Source organism: Mesorhizobium sp. M1142, assembly GCF_040318565.1.
Classification (GTDB): Bacteria; Pseudomonadota; Alphaproteobacteria; order Rhizobiales; family Rhizobiaceae; genus Mesorhizobium.
This window is the reverse complement of the sequence record NZ_JAMYMK010000001.1, coordinates 233,553-256,073: the sequence shown is the minus strand read 5'-3', so window position 1 is coordinate 256,073 and position 22,521 is coordinate 233,553. Positions and strand designations below refer to the sequence as shown.

At 61.5% G+C, this 22,521-nt stretch carries 23 protein-coding genes; 20 read left to right on the top strand and 3 right to left on the bottom strand.

Features of this window, described 5'->3' with window-relative positions:
- Positions 1-90: 90 nt before the first annotated feature.
- Both NKH42_RS01260 and NKH42_RS01255 read left to right on the top strand, forming a co-directional pair.
- Positions 91-2,238 (top strand): ParB/RepB/Spo0J family partition protein, encoded by a 2,148-nt coding sequence (locus NKH42_RS01260; protein WP_352973880.1) that lies wholly within the window; start codon positions 91-93, stop codon positions 2,236-2,238.
- Positions 2,239-3,120: 882 nt separating this feature from the next.
- Positions 3,121-3,432: a DUF736 domain-containing protein gene (locus NKH42_RS01255; protein WP_352973877.1), complete on the top strand. Its 312-nt coding sequence runs from the start codon at positions 3,121-3,123 to the stop codon at positions 3,430-3,432.
- 85 nt (positions 3,433-3,517) lie between these two features.
- Here the strand turns inward: NKH42_RS01255 and NKH42_RS01250 are convergent, their stop codons facing one another.
- Positions 3,518-4,048, bottom strand: a complete 531-nt coding sequence (locus NKH42_RS01250) for a Ros/MucR family transcriptional regulator (RefSeq protein WP_352973942.1) — start codon at positions 4,046-4,048, stop codon at positions 3,518-3,520.
- A 416-nt stretch (positions 4,049-4,464) separates the two neighbouring features.
- On the opposite strand from NKH42_RS01250, the gene NKH42_RS01245 reads away from it, so the two are divergent.
- The gene (locus NKH42_RS01245; protein ID WP_352973940.1) at positions 4,465-5,670 is read left to right on the top strand and encodes a DUF932 domain-containing protein; all 1,206 of its coding nucleotides are present in this window, start codon (positions 4,465-4,467) and stop codon (positions 5,668-5,670) included.
- 233 nt (positions 5,671-5,903) lie between these two features.
- Here NKH42_RS01245 and NKH42_RS01240 read toward each other — a convergent pair whose 3' ends face one another.
- Positions 5,904-6,119, bottom strand: a complete 216-nt coding sequence (locus tag NKH42_RS01240; RefSeq protein ID WP_136616935.1) for a helix-turn-helix domain-containing protein — start codon at positions 6,117-6,119, stop codon at positions 5,904-5,906.
- 126 nt (positions 6,120-6,245) lie between these two features.
- On the opposite strand from NKH42_RS01240, the gene NKH42_RS01235 reads away from it, so the two are divergent.
- The 10 genes from NKH42_RS01235 to NKH42_RS01190 all read left to right on the top strand — a co-directional run bounded on the left by NKH42_RS01235 (position 6,246) and on the right by NKH42_RS01190 (position 13,564).
- Positions 6,246-6,524, top strand: a complete 279-nt coding sequence (locus NKH42_RS01235; RefSeq protein WP_287271468.1) for a DNA -binding domain-containing protein — start codon at positions 6,246-6,248, stop codon at positions 6,522-6,524.
- On the top strand, positions 6,511-6,864 hold the full coding sequence (locus NKH42_RS01230; protein ID WP_352973875.1) for a transcriptional regulator domain-containing protein: 354 nt from the start codon (positions 6,511-6,513) through the stop codon (positions 6,862-6,864). Before NKH42_RS01235 ends, NKH42_RS01230 begins: the two co-directional genes overlap by 14 nt.
- A 193-nt stretch (positions 6,865-7,057) precedes the next feature.
- A complete protein-coding gene (locus NKH42_RS01225) occupies positions 7,058-7,450 on the top strand; it encodes a DUF2285 domain-containing protein (protein WP_352973873.1) in 393 nt (130 codons plus the stop codon).
- A 134-nt stretch (positions 7,451-7,584) separates the two neighbouring features.
- A complete protein-coding gene (locus NKH42_RS01220) occupies positions 7,585-7,875 on the top strand; it encodes a helix-turn-helix transcriptional regulator (RefSeq protein WP_352973871.1) in 291 nt (96 codons plus the stop codon).
- 18 nt (positions 7,876-7,893) lie between these two features.
- Positions 7,894-8,775 carry a replication initiator protein A gene (locus NKH42_RS01215; protein WP_352973869.1) on the top strand — a complete coding sequence of 294 codons (882 nt, stop codon included), beginning with the start codon at positions 7,894-7,896 and terminating at the stop codon, positions 8,773-8,775.
- A gap of 324 nt (positions 8,776-9,099) precedes the next feature.
- Complete coding sequence (locus tag NKH42_RS01210; protein WP_352973867.1) at positions 9,100-9,564, top strand: DUF2840 domain-containing protein; 465 nt, start codon at positions 9,100-9,102, stop codon at positions 9,562-9,564.
- Positions 9,561-10,121 (top strand): S26 family signal peptidase, encoded by a 561-nt coding sequence (locus NKH42_RS01205; protein ID WP_352973865.1) that lies wholly within the window; start codon positions 9,561-9,563, stop codon positions 10,119-10,121. The genes NKH42_RS01210 and NKH42_RS01205 overlap by 4 nt, the downstream gene beginning before the upstream one ends.
- A gap of 45 nt (positions 10,122-10,166) precedes the next feature.
- Positions 10,167-10,493: a DUF736 domain-containing protein gene (locus tag NKH42_RS01200; RefSeq protein WP_352973863.1), complete on the top strand. Its 327-nt coding sequence runs from the start codon at positions 10,167-10,169 to the stop codon at positions 10,491-10,493.
- A 157-nt stretch (positions 10,494-10,650) separates the two neighbouring features.
- The gene (locus NKH42_RS01195) at positions 10,651-11,577 is read left to right on the top strand and encodes a lytic transglycosylase domain-containing protein (RefSeq protein ID WP_352973861.1); all 927 of its coding nucleotides are present in this window, start codon (positions 10,651-10,653) and stop codon (positions 11,575-11,577) included.
- A 247-nt stretch (positions 11,578-11,824) separates the two neighbouring features.
- Positions 11,825-13,564 (top strand): relaxase/mobilization nuclease domain-containing protein, encoded by a 1,740-nt coding sequence (locus NKH42_RS01190; RefSeq protein WP_352973860.1) that lies wholly within the window; start codon positions 11,825-11,827, stop codon positions 13,562-13,564.
- A gap of 66 nt (positions 13,565-13,630) precedes the next feature.
- Here NKH42_RS01190 and NKH42_RS01185 read toward each other — a convergent pair whose 3' ends face one another.
- The gene (locus NKH42_RS01185; protein ID WP_352973859.1) at positions 13,631-14,536 is read right to left on the bottom strand and encodes a DUF8611 domain-containing protein; all 906 of its coding nucleotides are present in this window, start codon (positions 14,534-14,536) and stop codon (positions 13,631-13,633) included.
- A 412-nt stretch (positions 14,537-14,948) separates the two neighbouring features.
- Here NKH42_RS01185 and NKH42_RS01180 point away from each other — a divergent pair, with 412 nt between their 5' ends.
- The 7 genes from NKH42_RS01180 (at position 14,949) to trbJ (ending at position 22,511) form a co-directional block, all read left to right on the top strand.
- The gene (locus NKH42_RS01180) at positions 14,949-16,946 is read left to right on the top strand and encodes a conjugal transfer protein TraG (protein WP_352973856.1); all 1,998 of its coding nucleotides are present in this window, start codon (positions 14,949-14,951) and stop codon (positions 16,944-16,946) included.
- The gene (locus NKH42_RS01175) at positions 16,927-17,394 is read left to right on the top strand and encodes a CopG family transcriptional regulator (RefSeq protein WP_352973854.1); all 468 of its coding nucleotides are present in this window, start codon (positions 16,927-16,929) and stop codon (positions 17,392-17,394) included. Before NKH42_RS01180 ends, NKH42_RS01175 begins: the two co-directional genes overlap by 20 nt.
- A gap of 214 nt (positions 17,395-17,608) precedes the next feature.
- Positions 17,609-18,607: a P-type conjugative transfer ATPase TrbB gene (gene trbB, locus NKH42_RS01170; RefSeq protein ID WP_352973937.1), complete on the top strand. Its 999-nt coding sequence runs from the start codon at positions 17,609-17,611 to the stop codon at positions 18,605-18,607.
- A gap of 49 nt (positions 18,608-18,656) precedes the next feature.
- The gene (locus tag NKH42_RS01165) at positions 18,657-18,920 is read left to right on the top strand and encodes a TrbC/VirB2 family type IV secretion system protein (protein ID WP_246093916.1); all 264 of its coding nucleotides are present in this window, start codon (positions 18,657-18,659) and stop codon (positions 18,918-18,920) included.
- Positions 18,920-19,201 (top strand): VirB3 family type IV secretion system protein, encoded by a 282-nt coding sequence (locus tag NKH42_RS01160; RefSeq protein WP_352973851.1) that lies wholly within the window; start codon positions 18,920-18,922, stop codon positions 19,199-19,201. Before NKH42_RS01165 ends, NKH42_RS01160 begins: the two co-directional genes overlap by 1 nt.
- 14 nt (positions 19,202-19,215) lie before the next feature.
- Entirely contained in the window at positions 19,216-21,765 is a 2,550-nt protein-coding gene (gene trbE, locus NKH42_RS01155) for a conjugal transfer protein TrbE (protein ID WP_352973848.1), read from the top strand.
- 32 nt (positions 21,766-21,797) lie between these two features.
- Positions 21,798-22,511, top strand: a complete 714-nt coding sequence (gene trbJ, locus NKH42_RS01150; RefSeq protein WP_352973935.1) for a P-type conjugative transfer protein TrbJ — start codon at positions 21,798-21,800, stop codon at positions 22,509-22,511.
- Positions 22,512-22,521 lie beyond the last annotated feature (10 nt).

Here is a 22,521-nt window from a genome sequence, read left to right as displayed (position 1 = left end):
TTCGCCCCCCTCTCTGCCGCGCGCTCACGCGCCCCCGGAAGGCATGCCGAGGGGCATGCCTTCGGCATCTAACGGGAAAGGACCAGAACCATGACGACCCATGAAACGAACGCGAAGACCGCAACCGCCCGCGAGAGCGGCATGGAGGTTTTCATTCCGCTGAACAAGCTGAAAAAGTCGCCGCGCAATGCGCGCAAGACCCCACACAGCGGGGCGATCATCGAAGCCTATGCCGCGAGCATCGCCGCCAAGGGCATCCTGCAAAACCTTGTGGTGGAGCCGGAGCTTGACGGCGAGGGAGCAGAAACAGGCTTCTATTTTGTCAGCATCGGAGAAGGCCGCAGGCTGGCGCAATTGCTGCGCGTGAAGCGCAAGCAGATCAAGAAGACCGAGCCGATCCGCTGCGTCGTTGACACCGTGAACGATGCGCACGAGATCAGCCTGGACGAGAACATCACCCGCGAGGATATGCACCCCGCAGATCAGTTCGAGGCGTTCCGAGAGCTTCACGAGGAACGCGGATGGGGCGCTGAGGAAATCGCCGCTCGCTTCGGCATTACCGCGCATGTCGTGCGGCAGCGCCTGCGTCTCGGCGCGGTCAGCCCCAAGCTGATGCAGGTCTATCGCGACGGCGAGCTGAGCCTCGACCAGTTGATGGCCTTCGCCATCACTGACGATCACGCCCGGCAGGAGCAGGTTTTCGAAAGCCTCACCTACAATCGAGAGCCCTACATCATCCGCCGCGAACTGACGCGGACGCATGTTGCAGCGAACGACCGGCGAGCCGTCTTCATCGGCGCGGAAGCCTACATGGAAGCTGGTGGCGCCATCCTGCGCGACCTGTTCACCGAGGATCGTGGCGGCTTCTACGAGGATGCCGCGTTGCTCGACCGCTTGGTGATCGAGAAGCTGCAAGACATTTCGGAAACCGTCAGGCAGGCTGAAGGCTGGAAATGGGCAGATGTCCACATCGACTACCCGCACGCAAACGGCTTGCGCCGCACCTATCCGCAACCGGTGGATTTGTCGGAAGAAGATAAAGCCGCCCATGCAACGGCATCCGACGAATTCAACCGGCTCACGGAAGAATGGGATAGCGCCGAAGAGCTGCCGAACGATGTCGATCAGCGTTTCGGTAAGCTTGAAGCCGAGATCGAGCGCATCGACGCTCTCCGTCACGCCTACGATCCCGATATTGTTTCGCGTGGTGGCGTGTTGGTCGTGCTTTCCCATGACGGAATGGCGCGCATCGAACGTGGCTTCATCCGCGCCGAGGATGAGCAGGCGGGACCGGGAGCGGAAACGCGGCCAGACGGCGAGGACTACGCCGTCAACGACGATGGCGATATCATCGAAGACGGTAGCGGTTCGGATTCCGATGGTGGCAGCGACGAAGAAGCGGAGGATGACGGCAAGCCGTTGTCGGACCTTCTCATTCGCGACTTGACCGCTCATCGTACGCTTGGGCTTCGCCTTGCGCTTGGCGAACAGCCGGACCTCGCCCTTGTCGCGGTTACCCATACGCTTGCCGCGCAGACCTTCTATCAGGGTGCGGAAGCCCACTGCCTCGAAATCCGCCCAACCAGCGTCCATCTCGCCGGTCACGCGGACGGCATCGAGGATTTGGCGGCAGGCAAGGCACTGGCAGATCGACATGCGGAGTGGGCTGCGGACATGCCTCGCGATGTGGCTGACCTGTGGGGCTTCATCGCCTCACTCGACCATGCCAGCGTCATGGCATTGTTCGCCCATTGCGCCTCGCTTACCGTCAATGCCGTAAAGCAGCCTTGGGAGCGCAAGCCTCGCGCCCACGAGACAGCGGACAGGCTGGCGACAGCCGTCAACCTCGATATGACGGCACATTGGACGCCGACCGTCCGGACGTACCTCGGGCGCATCACTAAGGCACATATCCTCGACGCCGTGCGAGAAGCTGCCAGCGAAGAGGCGGCAGACAGGTTGTCGGACCTGAAAAAGCAACTAATGGCGGAAGCCGCCGAGCAGTTGCTCGCCGGAACCGGATGGCTTCCAGCGGTCTTGCGCACCGACCAACTTGCGATGTCCGCTGAACCGCAGGAAGAGGCAGAAGCGGACGTTGCCGAATTGGAGCCGAAACCCACCCTGCCAGACATGGCCGCTGAGGCTGAGGCTGAGGCTGAGGCTGAGGCTGAGGCTGAGGCTGAGGCTGAGGCTGAGGCTGAGGCTGAGGCTGAGGCTTACAACGTCGCCGCCGAGTGACCCGCAGCGGCCGGAGCCGCCACGCGGCTCCGGCCTGCTTTCGAGTATTTGCCGGCCGCGCCATTGGCGCGGCCGGTCACCTCGACAGCACCACATTTAAGAAGCGCTGGGAACCCTGATGACCTGCGCTGAGACCAACATCGTCCCGGCGCGAAATCACCCAGTCAAGTGACGCCATAGCTTGGCCTCAGGTGCCTTGAGTGGAGACGTCCCATCCTGGCAAAGCCTCACCAATGCCGGAATGGGGCAGTGCAGCGGATCATTCGGCGATGCGACGGAGAGTCGAGGTGATGGAGTCTTCCTCGCTTTCGATCTCAACCGTGCTCGCGTGCATTCGACCGAGAGGCGAAATCGTCGCGAGGGTTGGCGGCTTGGAAGCCGGTGCCCTCAGCAATCAATCGGTCGCCGTCGGAGCCGCCCCGAAGGCGATGGCGGTTCAGCCCAAAGATCAGGTAAATCGGACGCCCCTTCGTCACCTGTTAGAGTAGTGACCGACACGGTCCTGGCGCTTCAGATGCGTTTTTTGACCGAAGCGTAGAAGCGTTCGGCGCGGACGATAATGGCCATACCGATTGTGGCCATTGTGGCGTTTCCTCTCGTCGGTTCGTTCTAAGCCACGCCCACGGCGTCCTCGAATGGATTGGGTCTGACCGAAGACCGCCTTCGCTGCACTCAGTCTCGATCGTCTTCCCGCAACGACGGCGCTGCGTTTTCTTCCCCTGGCCGCTGCGCGTCCATTCCTCGCGATCCAAGAAAGCCTCGCGCCATCGTCTTCCACTTCGTTTCAGCCCCTTCGGGGTGCGGACCGATCGTCTCCGGTCTCACGACCACCATCGAGGCCGCGATGGGCGCGGCCCGAAAAAAACAGAAGGAACCACCACAATGGCTACGATCGGCACATTCTCGCGCACCGCGAACGGCTTCTCCGGCTCGGTCAAGACCCTCAACCTCAACGTCAAGACGGTGACGTTCTCTCCGGCGGATGGCGAAAACGAAAAGGGACCCGACTTCCGCATCTTCGCCGGCGCCACCGAGTTCGGGGCGGCATGGAAGAAGACCTCGCGCGAGGGCCGCGACTACCACTCCGTCAAGCTCGACGATCCCAGCTTCCCCGCTCCGATCTATGCGAGCCTGGTCGAGACCGACACCGAGGGCGAGTTCTCGCTCATCTGGTCACGCCGCGCCGCAGAGTGATCCGACAAACGCGAAGCCCCGCCGCAAGGCGGGGCTTCGTCATGTTCAGGTCCGCCGATGCCTCACCTCTGTCAGACGCAGCGGACTACGCTTTGGTCGGCGCCTTGCGCGCCTTCTTCACCGGCGACTTGATTGCAGCCGCAGTCGTTCTCGCTGCCGCCGCACGCACGACCGGTTTGCGTTTTTCTGCCGCGGCAGATGTGGGCGCTTGCGCTTTGCGCCCGAGTCCAATTGATTTCGCCAGGGCCGACCGGGTCGCCGCATAGTTCGGCGCCACCATCGGATAGTCGGCCGGCAGGTTCCACTTCTGCCGATATTGGTCGGGGGTCAGGTTAAAGTGCTGAAGATGCCGCTTCAGCGATTTGAATTTCTTTCCATCTTCCAGACAGATGATGAAGTCCGGCGTCACCGATTTCTTGATCGATACTGCCGGCTCCTGCTTGACCACCGGTTCTACCGTTGGCGTTCCGATCCCGTTCAGAGCGGCATGGATATCGCCGATCAGCTTCGGCAACTCGCCAACCGGTACTGGATTGTTCGATACATAGGCGGCGACAATGTCAGCCGTTATCGACACGGTATCCAGTTGGTTGTCTTGTTCGAGAGCAGTGGTCATATAATTTCCCTTTTTTTGTATCGGATGAATTGAGCGACGTTTGATTTTCCCAGCCTGCCCACGAGGCAAATAGTACGTTTCTTCGTAAAATCCACGTCTCTTGCACAACATTATAAGAGTAAGCTTCGCTTTCATCGTTCTGATCGACTGCGGATACCCTTGTCGGTCGTTGGGAAGCGAGGAACTTCCCCTCGCTTCCCCGCCATTGCCGCCTGTGCAGAGCAGGACCGCAGGCTCGCAAAGCGGCCGACAGCAGCAACAGTGGCCATCAATTTCCATCCGCTCCGCTCGACCGTGCAGCCCGGCTCCGCGCGCCGGCATTGGCCCCCATCACTCCCGCGCGCTCACGCGCCCCCGGAAGGCATGCCGGGGGACATGCCTTCGGCATTGACGGAAAAGGAGTGATCGCAATGAACATGACCACCATTATCGACAGCGAGAACAACAGCCAGCAGCAGGCAGCGTCCGGCGGCTTTCGCGTCGACATCTCTCGCGGCAACCGGATCGGGCGGGTTTCTTCGGAATGGTTTTCGCGTCCCGGCGACGAGCGCTATCTGAGCCTCACTGAGCTTTTTGATGCCGTGAAGCAGAGAGCGGACCGCGCTACCGCCCGCACCGTCGAGAGCCGTGCGGTTCGCGTCGAAGCTACTCGCGACAATGCAGAGCGGCTTTCGCTTATCGTCCCCGGACAGGAGCACCCGATTGCGCCCACGCATTGGAGTTTCGGTCAGCTTTGCAGCCTTGTTGGCGCGCCGGCGACCTACATACGCCAGCTTCCCGCACCGCTGGCAGGCATCAACTTGCAGCACGGCCTTTTGAGCCATCGGGCGGAATTGATGAAGACCCTTGAGACGGAAGACGGACGCGTTGAGCTTCGCGCCGTCACTGGTCCGGACTATGGCCGCATCTGGGATCACGAGCTTGTCGCCGCCGTCATGAAGATAGCGGGCAATGGTACCGGCGATACCATGTGGAAGGTGCCGGGCGTTCTGGATTGGGCAACGATGACGCACAATCCTTTCGTGGATATCACCAAGGACACCACCACGCTTTACGCGAGCGACAGAGACGTGTTCCTGTTTCTTGTGGACGACACACACCCGATCGAAGCCGGACGGCTCCCGAATGGCGAACCGGATTTGTATTTTCGCGGCTTCTATTGCTGGAATTCGGAAGTCGGCAGCAAGACGCTGGGCATCGCGAGTTTCTATCTCCGCGCCGTTTGCATGAACCGCAATCTGTGGGGCGTGGAAGGGTTTGAAGAAATTAGCATCCGGCATTCGAAGTTCGCAGCACTTCGTTTTGCTCATGAGGCAGCACCCGCTTTGGCGAGCTTTGCGAACTCAAGCCCCGCGCCGTTCATCGCCGGCATCAAGGCTGCCCGCGAGAAGATCGTCGCCCGTAGCGACGAAGACCGTGAAACCTTCCTGCGCAAGCGCGGTTTCTCCAAGAGCGATACAGGCAAGATCATCGAGGCAGTTTTGCAGGAGGAAGGCCGCCCGCCCGAAAGCATCTTCGATTTCGTGCAAGGCATGACCGCGCATGCCCGCACCAAGGCGCATCAGGATAGCCGATTGGAGCTCGAAGGAAGGGCGAAGGCCTTGTTGGAACGGGCGGCATGAGCAAACGAAAGGCCGCGCAGCGAACGTCTCGCCGCGCGGCCTATCAGGTCCGCCGTATCAACGAGACCGCCATAGCATAAGAATATTTTGCGACCAGGTCATCGGGGTCGGCGCATGCCGCCGTCTTTGAACATGGCGGCCGCTCGCCGGGCACCGCCCGGCTCGCGATGCAACTACTGTTATGTTCGCGACTGGTGCACTTCGGGCCCGGTGCGCCATGCCCGCCAATCAGTTCACCGTGTTGTTTTTCTGATCAACTCGCATGGGTCCACATTTAGCGCCTTTGCGATCCTACCAAGAACGCTAACGCTTGCCGAAACCCGGGCGCGCTCGATCGACCCGACGTAGCGCATGCTCAGTCCAGAGCGGGCGGCCAGTTCCTCCTGCGTCACGTTCTGGTCATGGCGCAGACGACGCATGTTGACCGCCATGATCTCCTTGAGATCCATGGTGGATTAGGGACCAGAAAGGGAACTATCGTTCTAGGAATGATCGTTCCTATTCGTTATGATCAGAACTCGACCTGGATAATAGTTCCTTCGGGATCGCCGCCGAAACATTAGCGATTCGATACGATGCTTAAGCCGCTGCTCGATCCCGATGTCGCCGACGTCGCGCCGAATGCCCCGATCTTGACCGGCTATGATGAGGAGCGGCTGCTCACCTACATCCGCCTGCTCGACGCCGCGGCCGAAGATGCGGATTGGCGTGAGGTGGCCAGGATCGTCCTCCACATAGATCCTGACCAGGAACCGGAGCGGGCATTCCGGTCGTGGGAGACGCATCTTGCCCGCGCCCGCTGGATGACGACGAACGGCTACCGATATCTTCTGGCCGGCGGTGCGCCACACTGAGAGTCCCAGGCCATGGTTTGCTGAATCAGCACAGCGGTTTGCCGACTCTCCAACTACCCGATTTGCGTATTGGCAGGGATGCTCATTCCGAAGCCCGCAGCCTGATGCGGGTACCGGGAGAGGACTTGGCACATTGCGAGGCGATTGGACCGTTCCGGCAGCCTACGCGCACATGCAAGGCTACGAGCCTGCGGAGTTCGCTGCCGAATATCTGATCCGGAACGACGATTTCGTCGCCGAGTGCGGCCAGCTTTCGTCACATCTCCCAGGTTCCGTAGAACCTGTTGGGTCACCCGACTTCATCACTCGTTGGGGCGCGCGATTTCACAGTCACCGGTGACTGGCTTCCTTTAGCTGAGAACATCGTCTGGACGGAACAGGCCTCGCCGCGCGTGCTGAGGGCCACGCAAATCCGATCATCAGTCAGCCCTTCGCATCAGACTGTCCAACTTTCCAGACTCAGCGGCGCCGCCGTCTGGAGAGCAGACGAGCTTCATATTCTTTGGCCGGCATCGACCGGAACAAATAATCTCGTGGCTGACATCCGCAGCGGCGCGACCGAATTCAACGCCATCGTCCTGCCACTCGATGCGGCATTCGAGACACGGCTCGACGCAGCGCGCCAGTTCTGGCGAGCGCTCGACCGCCGACCATCTGGCCCGGCCTACGGCGCACTGCCGAAGCAAACGAAGACGAGGCACATCCTCAATCTGCGCGTTCATGACGCCCGTCGCGCAGGCGCCACCTACCGCGAGATTGCGGAGGTGCTGTTGTCACGAGAGGCGATCGCGCCTCGAGACTGGCGCGATCATCATCTCCGGCACAAGGTGCGGGCGATCCTACGGCGCGCGGACCATCTGGTCGCCGGCGGCTATAGCGATCTTCTCTTCTATCCCCACAGGCGCGGCCAAAAACCCGACCGCTGAAGCACCGCTTCGCAGGGTAGCAAAAACACATCCCCCGAAATTTGCCCTCCCTCGTCCGTTCTCAATTCGACCATCGTCCGTTTCGCGCGTCCCGGCAGGCCAGGACGACAGCAGAACCGAATGGAGATCAAGCGATGTCGAAGGGTCCCGCGGACGCGCCCCAAAAATACCTGCGAACGAAGGAGGCGGCACCAATCGTCGGCCTTTGCGCTCGCACGCTGGAAAAGCACCGGACGTACGGCACCGGACCAAAATACCGAAAGGTCGGTGGTCGCGTCCTCTATGACATCGACGATCTGCACGCCTGGATCGAGCTTGGTGCGCGCACGTCCACCAGCGATGCCAACGCGACCTTCATTCCGCCTGCCAAGCCGCATGCCGCCCGCGCGCCGGCCTATGCCGACCGGCGCCATCGCGTCTCCTGATACTGCGGGCCAAAGAAAATGCAGCTTCGCTCGACCGATCAGGGTCAGCTTGATTTGTTTCAAGCACGCGCCAGCGTCATCACGCCACGCGACGCGCAGGATCTCATGTCCTGGCCGTTCTTCTCGCTCGCCAAATCCCGCCGAGTGACACCGATCGATTTTCGCATGGGCGAGGTTTCGATCCGCGTCGAGGCGACGATCGAACATGGCATGGCAACGATCTGGGACGCCGACATCCTGATCTGGGCAGCCAGTCAGATTGTCGACGCACGTGACAAAGGCCTTCGCACGTCGCGTCTGATGGCGGCGACGCCGTACGAGATCCTTGCGTTCATCGAGCGTGGCGACTCCGCTCACTCTTACGACAGGCTGAAGGCCGCGCTTGACCGCCTGCAATCGACGACGGTTGCCACTTCTATCCGCCAGTCGTCCGAGCGGCGGCGACATCGATTCTCCTGGATCAACGAATGGAAGGAGCGAATGGACGTCAGCGGGCGCCCACTTGGCATTGAGCTCATCCTGCCGGACTGGTTCTATGCCGGCGTCATCGACGATGCACTTATTCTCACCATCGACCGCCAATATTTCGGGCTAACAGGCGGCCTGGAGCGCTGGCTCTATCGCCTCGTGCGCAAGCATGGTGGCCGCCAGACCTATGGCTGGAGCTTTGATCTCGGCCATCTCCACGTGAAGTCCGGCAGCCTGTCGCCCTTCAAGCGCTTCACTTTCGACCTGCGCGAGATCGTCCGTCGCCAGCCGCTGCCTGGTTACCAGTTAGCACTCTCCGTCGATCCCGACGGTCGGTCACGACTGAACTTCCAACTCAACCCGGTCGATCCATTTTCGCGAGCGCCAGCGCATCGCCGTGCGCGCCACGTGGCCGCACCACCAAGGCTGTGAAATGACTGTGGACAGGCCCGTGCTATCAGGAACCGCAACGCCCGTGCCATCGGGAACCGGATTCCCGTGCTATCAGGAACCGGAATCGGGCTTAAGTCATTGCAGCGATTGCCGAACCCGCTCCTCTAACGTTTCTAACTGTGAATCCTTCGGATTCTTTCTAACGGAAAGCGCTCATCCACGAGGCTGTGGACGACAGCGGAGCCACGATCTTTCGGCCAGGCCGAGAATAATTGCTGTCCGTTGTTCCTCGTGGAGCACGGCTATTTTCTCCGCCCCTCGGTTCGCCATGCTGACTGCTGGCCTCCTGTCACGGAGGCCAGAATGAGCAATCTCACCCACATCGAACTGGTGTGGCTGAAGAAGCGGATCGAGAACTACATCCGGTTCGGCAAGGTTGCTTCCAACAGGAACATCGACCGCAGCCGTCGTGTCGTCTCCTTTACGCCAGGCAGCATCTTCGCCTTCGTACGCTGGACCGCGAATGACTTCGGCACCGTCGCTTCACGCATCGATATCCTACGCGCTGTTGCCAGCGGCGAGCGCAGCTCGACTGTCGCCTATGTGCGACCTGGCGCTGACATCCTGCTTACAGCTATCGGATGGCCGAACGTCGAGAAGGTGCTGAAGATCATCGATGCCATCGAAGCGATCGGCATCGATCCCGTTGATGTTTCGCCGGACTACTGGCGGCACGCTCACAGCCGGCTCGCGGCGCGAGAGGCGCCCAGGCCCTACACGCGCCAGCGCCATGAGGCATGGCTCCTCCGCCGCCGAGTTGAGCCATGAGTATGCGCGCAACGATCATCGTCGCGATGTTCGGCGGCGCGGTCCTCGTCGCCGCGCCGGCATGGATCGACCATCGACCGAAGTTGATCTGGAACGCGTCAGCGAGCGTCCCGGTCGGGCTCTACCACGTCGAGCCGGTCGACCGGATCGGCATTTCCGATATCGCCGTCGTCATGCCGCCCACGCCACTGGCGGATTTGCTTGCCCAACGCGAATACCTGCCGAACGGCGTGCCGCTGCTGAAGCATGTGTTGGCACTCGGAGGCACGATGGTGTGCCGGCGAGGCGCCTCCATCATCGTCTATGGCGTGGCCTTTGGACGTGCGCTCGATCGTGACAGTCGTGGCCGGCCGCTGCCCGGCTGGCAAGGCTGCCGCATCATTGCCGATCGTGAAGTCTTCCTCATGAACTGGAACTCGGCTGACAGTTTCGACGGCAGGTATTTCGGCCCACTCCCGCTCAATTCGATCATCGGTCGGGCGGTCCCGGTCTGGACCAACGACCGCATTTCGCCGGTACCGGATGATTCCGGCGAAGCGGATCGCCGCGAGCCGTGACGGCTCGCACCAACCCTCACGAACGCTCATGAAAGGAGCAACGCAGTGGCCCAGATCGGCACCTTCACCCGCAACGATGACGGCTTCTTCGGCAACGTCTCTACGCTGACGCTCGACGCGAAACTTGCCATCCTGCCTGCCGAGAAATCGGACGCCGAAAACGCGCCAGACCATCGCGTCTTCTGCGAAGGCATGGAGATCGGCGCGGCATGGGATCGCACCGGCGAGAAGGCCGGCAACTATCTCTCCGTCTCCATTGACGACCCGTCCTTCACGCAGCCGATCCGCGCCAATCTGTTCCAGTCCGATGCCGAGAAAAGTATCTGGGCATTGCACTGGAGCCGGCAGTCGAAGCGCGACGAACGGGGCTGATCGGATGCTCCGATTTCGCCTCAGCGAACTTTCTGAGTCAAACCCTTTGATCGATTGGGCGCCGGTCAAACCCTCCGACCCGATCGCCTGTCAGGCGGCCACCGCGCGCAGCGAAGGTCAAGGGCGGCCGGACGCTTGCCCGTCGTTCAGGACGTCCATGGCGCCACAGTTTGCGGCAAGCAAGTCCGGCCGGCGAAGCCTTGCCCTTGACGGAAGCGGGCACGGTGGCAGGCTGCAGGCGCGTGGTGCAGGTGCTTTTATCTGCCGAGGCATTGCAGCGCTGTCTGCAAGCGTCATGCTCGCCCTTACGGCGTCTATTGTCTGTGCTGAGCCTTCCGCGCATCGTGAGCGGCCGGCGCACTCCAGCAGTACCAGCTCGTCCGCTGATCCCTGGTCGGCGCATATCCGGGAGGCGGCCAAACGCTTTGCCATTCCCGAGCGACTGCTTCGCGCCGTCATGCATGTCGAGAGCGTTGGTGATGTTCATGCGGTGTCGAGCCAGGGCGCGATGGGTCTGATGCAGATCATGCCGCCGACGTGGGAAGAGCTGCGCACCAGGTACCGCCTCGGTGACGATCCTTATCAGCCGCGCGACAACATTTTTGCAGGTGCAGCGTATCTGCGCGAGATGCTCGACCGCTTCGGCCGCAACGGCTTCCTTGCTGCTTACAATGCCGGTCCTGGGCGATATGAAGAGCATCTTGTTACCGGCCGGCCACTTCCGCGCGAGACGATCGACTACGTCAGGAAACTGGCGCCCCTGATCAATGGTTCGGTTCCCATTCCGATGCGCGCACGTCAAGGAGCGGGCAGGGCGAGCGCATTCGAAGCGGCGATTTTCGCGCACGTCGTGAACACTGGGAATAGCTCGGCTCCGCAGGGTGAGCGCAAAACTAATGTTCCCGTGGAGACCGTCTTCACGGCGATCCGTTCACCCAGCGTGCGAGCACCGGTGGACAAAGCGGTCACCGATCTTACAGCGCTCGTACCGCAACCGGACGGCTCGCGCAGTGAAGGCGTATCAGTTCCGAACCCCGCTATTCGTAGTCCGTTTGCTCAGACCTCCGCCGCGGCTCCACAATGACCTCACCATTCCTGGTCAATCGCCCTCCGACCTGTTCCGTCGCGGAAAATGCGGCGGGAGGGTTGGCCGTCAGAGAGGACGAAGGGGGATGGCAGGATAAAGGGCCGCGATGTGCGGCTCGGTCGGGGTGCTGGATTTCAGGGGTTTGCGCGCCGGTTTGGCGATGTACGTGAGAAATCCGCGATGTGCGCAACCGCCATCTTCTCAATCTTTTCAATAGAAGCCGCACCTCGCGGCAAAAACGGCCATGAGCAGGGATAACGACTTCCGCGTCCGGCCTGGTCGCATCCGCTCCCATGCCGGCCAGCGGGCGCGGCCCTTCATCTTTCAGGCGCTCGCAGCGATACAGCGCGCAGGAGGGCATATATCGCGAAAAGGCCGGATCATCTCCCCACGCGCCTCGACGTTCGGCCGCGGCAGGTCGGCGAGCATCCGCGCCAATCGCCTTGTCACCGGCCGCTCGCGAGGCGCCGTCGTCAAGGCGCGTGTCGTCCGTCAGTTCCGGGGACCGACACCGCTCGCCGCTCATCTCAAATACCTTCGCCGCGAGGGCGTGACGCGTGACGGCGAGAAAGCAAAGATGTTTGGGTCGGACACGGACGATGCCGACCACGATGTCTTTGCCGAACGGTGTAAGGACGATAGGCACCATTTCCGTTTCATCGTCTCACCCGATGACGCCCACGAGCTGGGCGACCTCAAGAGTTTTGCCCGTAACCTTATGGTCGATATGGAGCGCGATCTCGGCACGAAGCTCGATTGGATCGGCGTTGACCACTGGAACACCGAACATCCGCACGTTCATATTCTTGTGCGCGGCGTGGCCGACGATGGCGAGAACCTCGTCATCTCTCGCGATTACATCCGTCAGGGCATGCGCGACCGGGCGAGCGACATACTCACCCAAACGCTGGGACTGCGGACCGACCATGACATCCGCCGGACAATCGAGCAGCAGGTCGACACCGAGCGCTGGACACAGCTCGACCGCCAGCTTGCACGAGATGCCGATCGCCATGGTATCATCGATCTCGCGCCGCATCCCGATCGCCAGCCGGATGAGTTCCTGACGATCAAGGTCGGTCGGCTGCGTAAGCTGGAAAGCCTCGGTCTCGCCAACGAGGTCCGTCCTGGCCAATGGATCATTGCCGAGGAGGTTGAGGCGACCTTGCGCGCACTCGGCGACCGCGGCGACATCATCAAGCGAATGCATCGCAGCCTGACCGGCCATGGCATCGACAAAGGCGCGGCCGAGTATGTCCTTGCAGCTGAGCAGACCGACAAACTTGTCATCGGTCGGCTGTTGGAGCGGGGGCTCGATGATGAGCTCCGGGGCTCGGTCTATGCCATCGTGGACGGCATAGACGGGCGTGCCCATCACATCCGGTTTCAAGATATCGACGCCACCGGCGGTTCCGCCCCGGGCTCGATCGTCGAGCTTCGTCGCTACGAGGATGCGAAGGGTCGCAGCCGCGTTGCACTTGCCGTCCGTTCCGACTTCTCGATCGAAGCACAAATCCATGCCCATGGCGCGACCTGGCTCGACCGTCGGCTTGTCGCGCGTGAACCCCTCGAGGTTGGGGAGGGCGGCTTCGGCAGGGAGGTGAAGCAGGCGCTACAGGACCGCACCGATCATCTTGTCGAGCAGGGTCTCGCACGGCGCGACGGTCAACGCGTCATCTTCGCTCGCAACCTGATCGACACGCTAAGCGATCGCGAGGTGAACGCGCTTGGCGCTCGGCTCGCTGCCGAGACCGGACTGCCGTTCGCGAAAGCTTTTGAACGCGACCAAGTAGCTGGCATCTATCGACAGAGGTTTTCGCTCGCCTCCGGCCGCTTCGCGATGATTGATGACGGGCTCGGTTTCAAGCTCGTTCCCTGGTCGCCATCGATTGACAAGCAACTCGGTAATCACATTTCTGGTGTCGCCCGCGCCGATCGCGGGGTGGACTGGAGTTTCGGAAAGAGGCGAGGAATCGGGTTGTGAATGTCCACAACCACCGCGTAACTTTACGCTTTGCTCGCTTGCTCCCAAGCCGACCTTCCTTCTTATCTATGCCGCCTTCTTCTTGTTCGCAGGACGGTGCTTTTTCCAAACGTCGTCCATGTCGATGCCGCCATCTATCGCACCCTTCATTTTGTTCTTGGCGTTATCGGAGAAGCAGGGGATTTTCGTTTTTCCGAATTCGAACACGTGGCAGCATGCTTTGTCGTCGTCGATCTCCAGATGTCTGCGCAGAGCAAGCGATCGGGGTTCCTTGAGTTTTAGAGCTTTGGCTAAATCGCTCGGCCGCATATGAAACTTCTTACTGAGGTCAACCTCGCGCACCGCCGCAGCGCCTTCCGGATCGTCGCCGCCTACAAACTTGACCGCAGCCCCCTGCTTCTTTGAGAAATGCACGGTAAACGTAGGGCCCTCGCCGGCCGTTGCCGTGCCGATAGTATTGAGCCGCGGAAAAACGTCCTCGAACGCCTTCCCGTCTCTGACGGCCTTCTCTATGCGATTGATGTCTTTCTCGGAGATCTCGACCCCGTCGTGAACGATGGCCTCCATGGCGAGCAGCGAACGTATCCTGGCCCGAGCCTCGTCGCGGTGACGCTTGCCCGGCTTAAGAAGTTCGGCAATCAGCTTGTATTCCCGATCGACCAGGAAATCGAAGTCGCCCGGCGGCTTGGTTGAAACTGGCAGCACCCGCGGCGGAATGTGGGAGTGGAGATCCATATCCAGGGTTCTTTTCATATACGCATCGAACGCCGTCACCATTGCCCTGGTGTGCATGTAAAGCAGGTCCTCGGAAACGTAGACGAACCAATGCTGTGCTGCATCCCGCAGCTTGTCGACCGCCCGAAAGACGCCAGCCTCCGATTCGCTCATGCCGTGGTTCGACTGGCATAGCCTGAGACACTTCTCGAAGCCGATCGACTTCCCCGTGTCCTTATCGAATACCTTGGCCTTCATTTGACATAGGACCCCCTTCATAAGCATCTCTCCGGCATGCTGGAGGTGAAGGAGGACGGATGTCACGCGCCCGTCGTCGTCATAAGAATTGAAGGACGTCATTCCGATCCGTAGCGAACTGATCGCCTTAAAGCTTAACGTTTTTGCGTCACGAACGAGTGGCATAATCTAGTCCCTCCGAGGACCGCATTCTATTAGTTAGATTTCAGCTTTTCTCCACTGTCGGTGACTCTTCGAGCGCAGCAGGCAAGCATGTGTAGATGGCAGCGGAACTCCGCTTCGCATCCAGCAAGTCTCTCTACGTCCGGCTACACCATGCTACCCGGATCGGCTCTTTCTTCTTGCACATATGGGTTCCTGACATTTCCTATCCGCTCCCGACTGTTCAGCCGAGGAAAAAAGGAGAAGAGAAGTGCCGGCGACCAGGATATTGTGGGGTCAGGTCCTTGCGGTCCTTCTGATCGTACTCATCACCACCTGGGGCGCGACACAGTGGACGGCTTGGAGGCTCGGCTTCCAGCCGCAACTCGGCTTGCCCTGGTTCGAGCTTGCCGGCCAGTCCGTTTATCCGCCGCCTGGCTTTTTCTGGTGGTGGTTTTTCTACGATGCCTATGCACCAGAAGTGTTCATCGAGGGCGCGCTGATCGCTGCCAGCGGCAGCTTCATCGCAATTGCCGTCGCCATCGGCATGTCGGTGTGGCGTGCGCGTGAGGCGAAAGACGCGGCCACCTACGGCTCAGCGCGTTGGGCAACGCACAACGAAATCAGGGCCGAAGGCATGATCGGCCCGGATGGCGTCGTGCTTGGAAAACTCGACGGCGACTATCTCCGTCACGACGGTCCTGAACACGTTCTGTGCTTTGCGCCGACACGAAGCGGCAAGGGTGTCGGCCTCGTCGTGCCGTCCCTGCTGACCTGGCCGGGTTCGGCAATTGTTCACGACATCAAGGGTGAGAACTGGGAACTGACGGCCGGATGGCGCGCTCGCTTCGGTCGGGTGCTGCTCTTCGATCCGACCAATGCAGCATCAGCCTCCTATAATCCTCTGCTGGAAGTCCGGCGAGGCGAATGGGAAGTGCGAGATGTGCAGAACGTGGCCGACGTGCTCGTTGATCCCGAGGGTTCGTTGGAACGCAGGAACCATTGGGAGAAGACCAGCCACGCGCTGCTGGTCGGCGCCATTTTGCATGTCCTCTATGCCGAACAGGACAAGACGCTCGCCGGCGTAGCAAACTTCCTCTCCGATCCGCAGCGGCCGATCGAGACGACGCTGCGCACCATGATGCTGACACGGCATCTGGGCGAGGGAGGCCCGCATCCGGTCGTGGCATCGGCGGCGCGGGAACTGCTCAACAAGTCAGAGAATGAGCGGTCCGGGGTGCTTTCGACGGCCATGAGTTTTCTGGGCCTTTACCGGGATCCGGTTGTGGCCAAGGTGACGTCTCGCTGCGATTGGCGGATCGCTGACCTTGTCGAGGGCGTGCGGCCGACGACACTCTATCTGGTCGTGCCGCCGTCAGACATCAGTCGCACAAAACCGCTCATCCGCCTCGTGCTCAACCAGATCGGCCGCCGACTGACGGAGGACCTTCATGCCAAGGATCGGCGACAGCGTCTTTTGATGATGCTCGACGAGTTCCCGGCTCTCGGGCGACTTGATTTCTTCGAGTCGGCGCTGGCATTCATGGCGGGCTACGGGATCAAATCGTTCCTGATCGCGCAGTCACTCAACCAGATCGAAAAGGCCTATGGGCCGAACAATTCCATCCTCGATAATTGTCACGTGCGGGTTAGCTTTGCCACCAATGACGAACGGACGGCCAAGCGGGTGTCGGACTCCTTGGGAACAGGAACCGAGATGCGAGCCATGAAGAACTATGCCGGGCACAGGTTGTCGCCCTGGCTCGGGCATCTGATGGTGTCGCGGCAGGAAACGGCCCGTGCTTTGATGACGCCCGGCGAGATCATGCAACTTCCGCCGACCGATGCCATCGTCATGGTGTCGGGTCTGTTTCCGATCCGGGCGAAGAAAGCACGCTACTTCGCCGATCCACGCCTTGCCGAGCGTGTCCTGTCGCCACCGAAGTCCGAAACGGCCGCGAGAATATCGCGGCCTGACGACTGGACAGGGAAGACGGTCCATTCGGCGCCGGAAGGCAATCCTCTGCAGCCGAAACCCTCCGCAACTTCGCAGGACGAGGATCCGGCAAATGGCGGCATCCGCCGCCAGCCCGAACTCCCCGAACACGAGGATATCGCGCCGGAGCGAGCGGCACTGCGCGAGGACGAGTTCGACCTTGATCGGGACGAACCTGACGATGACGCTATGCGTCGGCGCGCAGTCGATCAGGCCATGCGGCGCGCTGCACGGCAGGCTGCCCTCGATCCCAATGACGGCATCGAGCTTTGAGCCCGTGAAGAACGCCAAGAAAAAACGGCTCTCGGCCTATCTCGATCCGGACGTCATGAACGCGCTTGCCGATTATTCTGCACGGCGTGACGTTTCGCTGTCGCTGATCGCCGAGGCTGCGATCGCCTCGTTTCTGTCACCGGACGCCGAGGAGCGGAAGGAGGCGGCAATCACACGCCGCCTCGACCAGATCGACCGGCGCGCGCAGCGCGTCGAACGTGATGTCGGCATCGCAATCGAGACGCTGGCGCTGTTCGTCCGCTTCTGGCTCAACTCGACCCCGGCCTTGCCGGAATCTGCTCAGGCCGAAGCCCGCGCGAAAGGCCTGCAGAGGTATGACGCGTTCGTTGACGCCCTTGGCCGCAGGCTAAGCAAAGGACCAAAACTCAGGCAGGAAATCGCCGAGGATGTCTCGCCGGCCGATACAGATGACTTGCCAGCGAGATAGGTGGCACGGCCAAGGCCGCGAGATCGCCGCACCGCATTCCATAGGTCATTTCACGTCGCATCACGATCACCGGTTTTGCTTGTTGCAAGTCCGATAGTCCTGCCTCTTCTAATCATCCCCGACCGCGGCACGAACCAACTCGCCGCAGTGAATGGGGATCATCGTGGCAATCAATCATCACCCTGGCAGGGAGGCGGTGTCGCGCGGCGCGCGCATGCTGCGCACGGCCCTTGGTCCCGCCATTGCCGGCTTCCTTGAAGATCCTGATATCGTCGAGGTGATGCTCAACCCGGACGGGCGGCTGTGGATCGACCGTTTGAAGGAAGGGCTTGTCGCTACCGACAAAGTTCTAATCCCAGCCGATGGCGAACGGATTGTCCGCCTGGTCGCGCACCATGTCGGAGCCGAAGTACATTCCGGCAGCCCTCGTGTCTCGGCCGAACTGCCCGAGACTGGTGAACGGTTCGAGGGCCTGCTGCCGCCTGTTGTGGCAGCACCCACCTTTGCCATCCGTAAGCCCGCCGTCGCCGTGTTCACTCTCGAAGATTATGTCGCGGCCGGCATCATGACAGAAGCCCAGGCCGATGTGTTGCGGCTTGCCGTCGAAAGGCGCAAAAACATGCTGGTCGCCGGCGGCACCTCGACTGGCAAAACGACGCTGGTCAATGCACTGCTGGCAGAGGTGGCTAAAACCGCCGATCGCGTCGTGCTGATCGAGGACACGCGCGAGCTGCAATGCGCCGCCCCGAATCTCGTGGCACTGCGCACCAAGGACTGCGTCGCCTCGCTGTCCGATCTGGTGAAGTCGTCGCTTCGCCTGCGTCCCGACCGCATCCCGATCGGCGAGGTGCGCGGAGCCGAGGCGCTTGACCTTCTCAAGGCCTGGGGCACCGGCCATCCAGGCGGCATCGGCACCATCCATGCCAGCACCGCCCTCGGTGCACTGCGCCGACTTGAGCAACTCGTGCAGGAGGCCGTCGTCACGGTCCCGCGTGCGCTCATTGCCGAGACGATCGACATTGTTGCCGTGCTGGCCGGCCGAGGCTCGTCCCGCCGGCTCGTGGAGATCGCTCTCGTCGATGGACTCGATCCCGCCACCGGCGATTACCGCACGCTCGAGGCAAAGCTCGAGACCACACCCACCGTGAATCCCCTGTCCCCCATGGAGCCTCATAATGAATCCGATCCGCTTCACTTCATCATCTATCCGTAAGCTCGGTGCGGTGCTCTCACTGGCTACGGCGACTGCTGCGGTTGCGGCCATGATGATCGCGCCCGCTCACGCAGCAGGTTCTTCCATGCCGTGGGAGCAGCCGCTTCAACAAATCCTCGAATCCGTCGAGGGACCAGTCGCCAAGATCGTGGCGGTAATCATCATCATCGTCACCGGGTTGTCGCTCGCCTTCGGCGACACGTCGGGCGGATTTCGCCGACTGATCCAGATCGTCTTCGGCCTGTCGATCGCCTTCGCGGCGAGTTCGTTCTTCCTGTCGTTTTTCTCGTTCGGCGGCGGAGCGCTCGTCTGATGACAGGGTCCCTGCTGGAAGACGAAGACATCCGCGGCTTTTTCGCACCGGTACACCGGGCGCTTACCGAGCCGATTCTGCTCGGCGGCGCGCCACGCGCGGTCGCCATCGCCAACGGCACGCTGGCTGGCGCGGTCGGATTGGGACTCCGCTTGTGGATCGCTGGCCTCGTTATCTGGGCGATCGGCCATTTCGCGGCTGTCTGGGCAGTCAAGCGCGACGCGCAGTTCGTCGATGTCGTTCGCCGGCACCTGCGCTATCCCGCGCATTTCGGCTGCTGAGAGGTTTTTCGCCCATGATGAACCTCGCCGAATACCGCAAACGCTCATCCAACCTCGCCGACTACCTGCCCTGGGCAGCACTGGTCGCGCCGGGCGTTGTATTGAACAAAGACGGCTCCTTCCAGAGGACCGCCCGTTTTCGCGGTCCCGATCTCGACAGTGCCACGCCGGCGGAACTTGTCGGCACTACGGCGCGGCTGAACAGCGCGTTGCGCCGTCTTGGCTCCGGCTGGGCGATCTTCGTCGAAGCCGTTCGGCTTGCCGCGCAGCACTATCCCGAAGGTCTTTTCCCCGACAGCGCCTCGGCGTTGGTCGATCTCGAACGTCGTGAACAGTTCGAGGGTGAGGCCGGTCAAGGATCGCCACAGTGGAGTGATCGCCGGCCGAACGGGAAGCTGTTCGAGAGCAGCTACTTTCTCACCTTCGTTTGGATGCCGCCGGCCGAGGAAGCTTCTCGCATCGAGAGCTGGCTGTACGAAGGTCGGGAGAAGAGCGGCGTCGATCCGTGGGAACTCCTGAAGGGTTTTGTGGACCGCACCGACCGGGTGCTGAACCTGGTCGAAGGTTTTGTGCCGGAGGCCGCATGGCTCGACGACGCCGAGACTTTGACCTACCTGCATTCCTGCATTTCCACGAAGCGGCATCGGGTCCGCGTACCTGATACGCCGATGCATCTCGACGCGCTGCTGGTCGATCAGCCGCTCGCCGGCGGGCTGGAGCCGAGGCTCGGCGATGCCCATCTGCGCACGCTCACCATAATCGGCTTCCCCACCGCGACTTTTCCGGGGATCCTCGACGATCTCAATCGGCTTGCCTTTGTCTATCGCTGGTCGACGCGGGCGATCATGCTCGACAAAGCCGACGCCACACGATTGCTGACCAGGATCCGGCGGCAATGGTTCGCCAAGCGCAAATCGGTCGCAGCCATCCTCAAGGAGGTGATGACCAACGAGGCATCCGTTCTTTTGGACACCGACGCCGCCAACAAGGCGGCCGATGCGGACGCCGCCCTTCAGGACCTCGGCTCCGACCAGATCGGCCAAGCTTATGTCACCGCAACCGTGACGGTGTGGGATGCCGATCCGTCGATTGCCGACGAGAAGCTGCGTCTGGTCGAAAAGATCATCCAGGGCCGGGACTTCAGTTGCATTGCGGAAGGCGTCAACGCCATCGAGGCATGGCTCGGCAGCATCCCTGGCCACGTCTATGCGAATGTCCGCCAGCCGCCGCTGTCGACACTGAACCTCGCCCACATGCTCCCGCTCTCGGCAGTCTGGGCGGGACCTGTCGAGGACGAGCATTTTGGCGCCCCGCCTCTGTTCTTCGCCAGGACGGAAGGCGCTACACCGTTCCGGTTCAGCCTGCATGTGGGCGATGTCGGCCACACCCTCGTGATTGGCCCCACCGGCGCAGGCAAGTCGGTCCTGTTGGCGATGATGGCGCTGCAGTTCCGGCGCTACGAAAATAATCAGATATTTGCCTTCGACTTCGGCGGCTCGATCCGCGCCGCCATGCTCGCCATGGACGGCGACTGGCACAATCTCGGTGGCAACGGATCGAGTTGGCAGGGGCCGGACGATCCCCTTGCCCTGCTCACCATGGCGGATCTGTCGGACGACGTCGGTGCCGTTTCGCTGCAGCCGCTTGGCCGCATCCATCACACGTCGGATCGGGCATGGGCGGCCGACTGGCTCGTCGACATTCTTCAGCGCGAGGGGGTTCCCGTCACGCCGGACGTCAAGGAATATCTCTGGTCGGCGCTGACTTCGCTGGCCAGCGCGCCGGTTCAGGAACGGACACTGACCGGCCTGTCGGTACTGCTGCAATCTTCGCCACTGAAGCAGGCACTCCGACCCTACTGTATCGGCGGTCCCTATGGCCGGCTGCTCGACGCCGAGCACGAGCGTCTTGGTGATGCCTCCGTCCAGGCATTCGAGACCGAGGGCCTGATCGGCACGGGCGCGGCTCCGGCCGTGCTCGCCTACCTCTTCCATCGGATCGAGCAGCGGATGGACGGGCGGCCGACACTGCTGATAATCGATGAGGGCTGGCTGGCGCTCGATGATGGCGGCTTCGCCGATCAGTTGCGTGAATGGCTGAAGACCCTTCGCAAGAAGAATGCTTCCGTCATTTTCGCCACGCAGTCGCTCTCTGACATCGACGGCAGCAGGATCGCGCCAGCCATCGTCGAAAGCTGTCCGACGCGGCTCTTTCTGCCGAACGAGCGCGCCATCGAGCCGCAGATCACGGCCATCTATCGCCGCTTTGGTCTCAACGATCGCCAGATCGAGATCGTCGCCCGGGCGACCCCGAAGCGCGACTACTACTGCCAGTCGCGGCGCGGTAACCGGCTGTTCGAACTGGGCCTCGGTCCGATCGGGCTGGCGCTGTGCGCCGCGTCGTCCAAGTCCGACCAGGCGGCAATCAACCGGATCATCATCGAGGGCGGTCGAGAACATTTCCTCGAGGCCTGGCTCACCGACCGCGGTCTCGGCTGGGCCGCCGACCTCGTTCCCGATCTCGCCAATGTCATCGACCAATCAGCAAAGGAGATTCCGTCATGAATTCCGTTCGCAACAATCTTCGTTTTCGACACATGACGGCAGCCAGTGTCATCACCGTCGCGATCGCGCTGTCATCGGCGCCGGCGTCGGCGTTTATCGTCTTTGATCCCACCAACTACAGCCAGAACCTTCTCCAGGCCGCTCGCGCCCTGGAGCAGATCCAGAACCAGATCACCTCGCTTCAGAATGAGGCGCAAATGCTGATCAACCAGGCAAAGAACCTCACGTCGCTGCCGACCTCGCTGCTTGGCCAGATCGAAGCCAATTTCTCTCAGATGAAGACACTGCTCGGCGAGGCCGACAAGCTCGCCTACAGCGTCCAGGACATCGAGAGCCAGTTCACCTCGACGTACGAGAGTTTTGGTTCGGACCTCTCCAGCCAGCAGCTTGTCGATGGCGCGCGTGAACGCTGGCAGACATCGGTTTCGGCCTTCGAGCACTCGCTGAAGACCGGCGCCGTCGCCGTGGACAACATCGAGGGGACACAGGAACAGACGAGCGCGCTGGTCGGCGCCAGCCAGTCTGCCGTCGGCGTGCTGCAGGCGACGCAAGCCGGCAACCAGCTTCTTGCCGTCCAGGCAAGGCAGGTGTCGGACCTGACGGCGATGATGGCAGCGCAGGGACGCGCCAACGCACTGGAGCAGGCGAGGCGGGCGGCTGCCCAGGAACAAGCACGTGAACAGTTTAGCCGCTTCATGACGGGCAGTGGCTACAGCCCGTCATCCGTGAAGATGTTCCACGATTGAGGCGAGAGTC